This window comes from Streptomyces sp. SID3343 (assembly GCF_009865215.1).
Lineage (GTDB): Bacteria > Actinomycetota > Actinomycetes > Streptomycetales > Streptomycetaceae > Embleya.
The window spans coordinates 1-5,967 of the sequence record NZ_WWJX01000876.1 but is presented as its reverse complement, the minus strand read 5'-3'; the positions used below and the strand labels follow the sequence as shown (position 1 = coordinate 5,967).

The 5,967-nt window shown below is 72.9% G+C and carries 5 protein-coding genes and 1 pseudogene; 5 read left to right on the top strand and 1 reads right to left on the bottom strand.

The window, feature by feature from the left end:
* Nucleotides 1-405, bottom strand: a pseudogene (locus tag GT354_RS27335) (hypothetical protein); the annotation flags it as partial.
* A 133-nt stretch (nt 406-538) separates the two neighbouring features.
* Here GT354_RS27335 and GT354_RS27330 point away from each other — a divergent pair.
* The 5 genes from GT354_RS27330 to GT354_RS27310 form a co-directional block, all read left to right on the top strand.
* Complete coding sequence (locus tag GT354_RS27330; protein ID WP_161359043.1) at nt 539-1,756, top strand: MFS transporter; 1,218 nt, start codon at nt 539-541, stop codon at nt 1,754-1,756.
* On the top strand, nt 1,753-2,721 hold the full coding sequence (locus GT354_RS27325; RefSeq protein WP_161359042.1) for a sugar nucleotide-binding protein: 969 nt from the start codon (nt 1,753-1,755) through the stop codon (nt 2,719-2,721). The genes GT354_RS27330 and GT354_RS27325 overlap by 4 nt, the downstream gene beginning before the upstream one ends.
* Nucleotides 2,721-4,283: a trehalose-6-phosphate synthase gene (locus tag GT354_RS27320; RefSeq protein WP_161359041.1), complete on the top strand. Its 1,563-nt coding sequence runs from the start codon at nt 2,721-2,723 to the stop codon at nt 4,281-4,283. Before GT354_RS27325 ends, GT354_RS27320 begins: the two co-directional genes overlap by 1 nt.
* The gene (locus GT354_RS27315) at nt 4,276-5,580 is read left to right on the top strand and encodes an aminotransferase class III-fold pyridoxal phosphate-dependent enzyme (protein WP_161359040.1); all 1,305 of its coding nucleotides are present in this window, start codon (nt 4,276-4,278) and stop codon (nt 5,578-5,580) included. The genes GT354_RS27320 and GT354_RS27315 overlap by 8 nt, the downstream gene beginning before the upstream one ends.
* The coding region (locus GT354_RS27310) for an alcohol dehydrogenase catalytic domain-containing protein (RefSeq protein ID WP_346012193.1) at nt 5,577-5,967 on the top strand (391 nt) is incomplete at its 3' end. The genes GT354_RS27315 and GT354_RS27310, both read left to right, overlap by 4 nt.

Below are 5,967 nucleotides of genomic sequence, written 5' to 3'. Positions count from 1 at the left end.
GATCACCACGGGCGGGCCGTCGTCGGGCCCGGCGCCGGCGACGACCGCCGAGCCGGTACCGGCCACGACCACCACGCCGCGCCCGGCCAACGGCGGCGCGAGCAGGAGCGGGGGAACGTCGCCGGACACCACGAGCGATCCGGTCAGGCCGGCCGCGTGGGCCGCGGCGGCGAAGCGGTCGATCTCGGCCGAGGGGGTGTCCACGCCGACCGACGCGGTCGCCAGCCAACCGGTGGACGGGCCGTCACCCACATGCCGGGCAATCGCGCGGAACAGGTCGGCGAGTGTGTCACCGGCCGCCGCGCCGACCGAGGCCGGGTTGACCGAACCGCGCCGCATCCGGCTGCCGTCGGACAGCGCGGCCGTGGTCGTGGTGCCGCCGGCGTCGATCGCCCAATACGTCACGTTCCGGTGCCTCCGCAGTCAGTCGATGTCGAACGCCGCAGGTCACGCTACCTGGGCAGGATGCCGGCTACGGAGGCCCGTTGGGCAGTACGGTGGGCCGCACTCTCGGTCACCACGGAAGGACGGAGTGTCGATGCGGCACGGCGGCAGCGTGCTCTCCCTCGTGGCGCCCGCCACGAGTTGGGGCCTGTTCTGGGGCGGCTGGGCCGCGCTGATCCCCACCATGCAGAGCGATCTGGGGCTGGGCGACCGGCAGTTGGGCCTGGCCCTGTTCGCGGTGCCGGTCGCGGCGGTGCCGGCGATGCTGCTCACCGGTCCGCTCGCGCGCCGACTGGGCCCGCTCACTCTGCCGTTGGTGACGGCCCTGTTCGCACTGGGCACGCTCGCGGTCGCGCTGGCCGGCTCGCGCTGGACGTTCTCGGCCGCGTTGTTGCTGGTCGGGGCGGCGAGCGGGGCGATCGAGGTGGCGCTCAACGCGACCACGGCCGCGCGCGAGGCGCTGACCGGCGAGCGGTTGTTCAACAAGGTCCAAGCGGCGACGCCGCTCGCGATGGTGCTCGCGGCGCCGGCGGTGGGCCTCGCGTTGAACCCGGGAGTGTCCCCGCGGGTGATCCTGGTGGTGATCGCCGCGCTCGTCGCGGTCAGCGCGGTCCTGGCGATCGATCGACGCCGGTGGGAGGAACAGGACGCGGCCGAGGAATCGGAGCCGTCCCGGGACCTGCACGGCGACCACGCGGAGGACCCGGGCGCGTCCCGCCGTTTCGTCGCGATCCTGCTTCTCGTGGGCACCGTCGGCGGCACGGTCCTGCTGATGGAGAACACCGTCGAGCAGTGGGGCGCGATCCACCTGCGCGACGCGTTGCACGCGGGTTCGTTCGTCGCCGCGTGCGGCCCCGCCGCCTACATGGCGGGTCTGTCCGTCGGCCGGATGCTCGCCCAGTGGCGCGGCGACCGGGTCGCCGATCGAACCCTGATCGCGGTCGGCGGCGCGGTCGGCGGGATCGGCCTCGCGGTCTCGGCGGCGGCGTGGAGCACGGCGAGCACGCTCGCGGGCTTCGCCCTGGCCGGTATCGGGTTGGCGCCCGTGGTGCCCACGTTGCTCGCCGCGACCGGCCGCGCGGTCGGTCCGCGGCGGCGTCCGCACGCGATCTCGATGGTCACCACCGTGTCCTACGCGGGCTTTCTCGGGGCGCCGCCGCTGGTGGGCGTGTTGGCCGGATGGTTCGGACTTTCGGCCGTGCTCGGAATCATCGCGCTGTGCGGGGTACTGGTGGTGATGGGCAGTCAGGTCCTACGCCTGCTGCCCGCGGTGTCGGATACGTCGTCGGATACGTCGGAGGTGGGTCGGTGACACGCGTCCTGGTGCTCGGTTCCGGCTACATAGCCGGCCATGTCGGCACCCGCCTGGCGCGCCTGGGGCACGGCGTGGTCCTCGGGTCGCGGCGACGGCCGGCCACGCCCGAGACGCGCGGTCTGCGCTGGTTGCCCACCGACGTGGCCGATCGGCGGCACGTGCGCGAACTCGTCGACGCGATCCGCCCGGACGCGGTGGTGGCGGCGCACGGACCGTCCGACATCACGTGGTGCGAGGCCGAGCCGGATCGGACGGCCGCGGTGCACGCGGACGGCGCACGGCATGTGGTCGACGCGCTCGCGGGCCGGGCCGCTCGGTGCGTGTTGATCTCCACGGACAACGTTTTCCCGGGCCGGGCCGACAGTTGTAGCGAATCCGATCCCACCGAGCCGGCCAACGCCTACGGCCGCGCGAAGCTCGCCGCCGAGCGGACCTTTCTGGCCGCGCCCGACGCTCTCGTGCTGCGGGTCAGCCTCGTCTACGGGTGGGACCGTACCGGCCTGCGGCCCAACTTCTTCACCACGTGCGCCGAACGCCTGCGCGTGGGCGAGCCGGTCGCGGTGCCCGACGCGCACTGGAACACGCCGGTCCTGATCGACGACGTCGCGGCGTGGACCACCGCACTCCTGGACGCGCCGCACACCGGCGTGCTCCATCTCGGCGGCCCCCGCCGCCTCTCGCGCCTCACGTGGGCGCGGCACATCGCCGAGACGTACGGCGTCGACCCCGCGCTCGTGAGCGCCGTCCCGCAGGGCGACACCGCCTACGCCTGCCGCCCGCGCAACGCGTGCCTGCACAGCGAACGAGCCGCCCACCTGCCCGAACTGCGCGGCCTGGAACCGCTCGACGTGTTCGAGGCCGATACCGCGCTGATCACCGGCCGCGTCACCGCCACCACCACCACCACCACCACCGGCACTCCCGCTGCCACCGCCATTGCCACCGGAAAGGACCAGTCCTGATGGACCGTCATCTGTTCCTGGCCAGCAAGCGCGCCGCCGTCAGCTTCGCCCCGGACCCCGCCGACGGCACCCTTCGCCCGTGGCTCGCGCCGGGCGGTACCGGAAACGTCGTGGCCGAACAGGCCGGGGTGCTCGACGTGACCTGGATCGCGAGCGCGGACACCGACGACGACCATCGAGCGGCCCGGGAGCACCCCGACGGCCTCGACCTGCAACTGCGTTCGGGCCGCGACATCCGGGTGCGCCTGCTGCGGCACGACCGGGACACCTTCGACGTCGTCCAGAACTACCTGACCGCGCAGCTGATGTGGGCCGCGAACAACTACGGGTGGGACAAGTGGACGACGCCGACTTTCGGCGCCGAGACCTACACCGCGCTCGACCGATTCGCCGAGTTCACCCAGGACTTCGCCACCGCACTGCTCGCCGACTCGGCGCACGTGGCCGAGCCCGTCTACCTCGTCCACGACTACCAACTCGTCGGTGTCCCGGCCCGGTTGCGGGCGCACCGGCCTCTCGCGCCGATCCTGCTCTTCGTGCACATCCCGTGGCCGTCGCCGGACTACTGGCGGATCCTGCCCAAGGCGATGCGGGTCGGCATCCTGGAGGGCATGCTGCCGGCGACCACGATCGGCTTCTTCGCCGACCGGTGGACCCGCAACTTCCTGGACTGCGTGGCCGATCTGATTCCCGACGCCGACGTGGACCGCGACGCGGGCGTGGTGCGGTGGCGTGGTCGCCGCACCGGCGTGCGCACGATGCCGCTCGGTTACAGCCCACTGGCCCTGGAGGCGGACAAGCCCCGGTTGCCGGACGGGATCGAGGAGTGGGCCGGATCGGGCCCGCTGGTCGTGCACAGCGGCCGGACCGACCCGATGAAGAACGCCGAACGGGCCGTGCGCGCGTTCGCGTCGGCGCTGCGCTCGGAACCTCGCGTGCGCGGCACCCGACTTCTGGTCCGGATGAACCCGAACCGGTTGTACGTGGAGGCCAACGCGGAGTACGTCCGGCGCGTGGAGTACGCGATCGCCGAGGCGAACGCCGAACTGGGCGCCGACACGGTGCGGTTGCACTGCGACAACGAGGTGGAGCACACGATCGGCTGCTTCCGACGGGCCGACGTGTTGATGTTCAACTCGACCGTGGACGGCCAGAACCTCAGTACGTTCGAGGGGCCGTTGGTCAACGAGCGCGACGCCGACGTGATCCTGTCGGAGATGTGCGGGGCCGCCGAGGTCCTGGGGCCGGTGTGCCGCACGGTCAACCCGTTCGATCTGGTCGAGCAGGCCGACGCCCTCGTCGCGGCGCTGACCGCCCCGGCTGCGGAGCGGGCGGCGGCGGCCGCGCGGCGGCGCGAGGTGGCCGCGCCGTGGACCCTGGAGGCGTGGGTGCGGACGCAGTTGGAGTGGCTGGAGAGGGACCACCGCGACGCAGCCGAGCCCGGTACCGAGCCCGAAGCCGAGCCCGGTACGGAGTTCGAAGCCGAGCCCGGAGCCGCCCCGGCGGCCGATCTCCCCGCCGAGCCGGTGACCGACCCGGGGTCGGAGCGCCGGCATGGGTGAGCCCGTGTCCGCCACGCAAGCCGCGCAGGTCGCGCAATACCAGCTCGGCGACGCGGTGTTGGTGCGCGGCGAGGGCATTCGCTCGTGGGACGACACGGGCCGCGAGTACCTGGATTGCGTGTCCGGCACGTTCAACCTGTTGCTGGGCCACAACCATCCGGAGGTGATGGCGGCGGTCCGCGCGCAGACCGAGGAACTGACCTTCGCGAGCTCGTCCTTTCGTACCGGGCCCACCGACCGGGTGATGCGCGACCTGGTGGAGATGAGCCCGGCCAACCTCACCCGGGTCAACCTCCGCAGCAGCGGCGGCTCGACCGCCAACGAGGGCGCGATCAAGATCGCCCAGCACCACACCGGGCGCCGCGACGTGATCGTGCCGTTTCGCGGTCACGTCGGGCAGACGATCGCGGCGACGGCCTTCAACGGCAGCGCCCGGATGCGCGAGCCGTTCCCGGTGCACGGCGCGGGGGCGGTGCACGTGCCCGACGCGTACTGCTTCCGCTGCTTCTACCGGCAGACGCCGGACACGTGCGGAATGTTGTGCGTCGAGCGGATCGAGGACTTCATCACGTACGCGAGTTCGGGCCGTGTCGCGTGTGTGCTGATCGAGCCGATCAGCGGGATGGGCGGCAACATCGTGCCGCCGGCGGGCTACTTCGAGGCGCTGCGGGCGCTGTGCGACGAGCACGGGATCGTGCTGATCTTCGACGAGATACAGACCGCGTTCGGCCGCACGGGCGAGATGTTCGCGGCCGATTATTTCGGTGTTCGGCCGCACATGATGACCGTCGCGAAGGGCCTGACCGGCAGCGGACTCCCGCTCGCGGCGATCCTGACCGAGGAGCGGATGGCCGGCTGGGACCGCTCGCTGCACGGCTTCACCCACGGCGGGCACACCCTCGCGGCGGCCGCTGCGGTCAAGACGCTGGAGATCATCCGGCGGCCCGGCTTCCTGGAGAACGTCCGGGCGGTGGGCGCGATCCTGGTCGAGCGGCTGACCGCGCTGCGGGCCGAGCATCCGGTGCTCGGCGACATCCGCGGCCCGGGCCTGATGCTGGGCGTCGAACTGGTCCGGCCGGACGGTGCCAAGGCGCCGCAGGCCGCGGCCGCGTTCCAACGCGCCCTGCACGCGCGGGGCGTACTCACCCGTGTGTCCGAGCACGGCCTCGGCAACGTGATCGAACTGCGTCCGCCACTGATCCTCACCCCTCCCGAGGCGCACGTGATCGCCGACCGGTTCGGCGACGCGCTGGAGTTCCTGCGCCGCGATTCACCCCGCTGGGACGCGGCCCCGTGAGGGTCGAACTGGGCCCACACGGGCCCGCGTTCCACCCCGCCCCCGCCGAACGCCCGCCCGGCGAACACGCGGTCCGCGTCCGGGTCGAACTCGCCGGCGTGTGCCGCTCCGACCTCAAGGAGGTGGCCCGCGAACGGCACGGCGCGAGCCAGTTCGGCCACGAACTCGTGGGCGTGGTCACCGAGTCCACGCTGCCCGCCGCGCTGCCCGCGGGCGCGCGCGTGGTGCTCGATCCCAACGTCCGGCTCGCCCGCACCACCGGCTTCGCCGCCGCCCTGTACGCGGCCGGCCCCGCCGACCTCCTGACCACGGCGCTGCCTCGCGTCCCGGACGCGCTGCCGGCCCGCCGGGCCGTCTTCGCCGAGCCCGTGGCCTGCGCCCGGCACT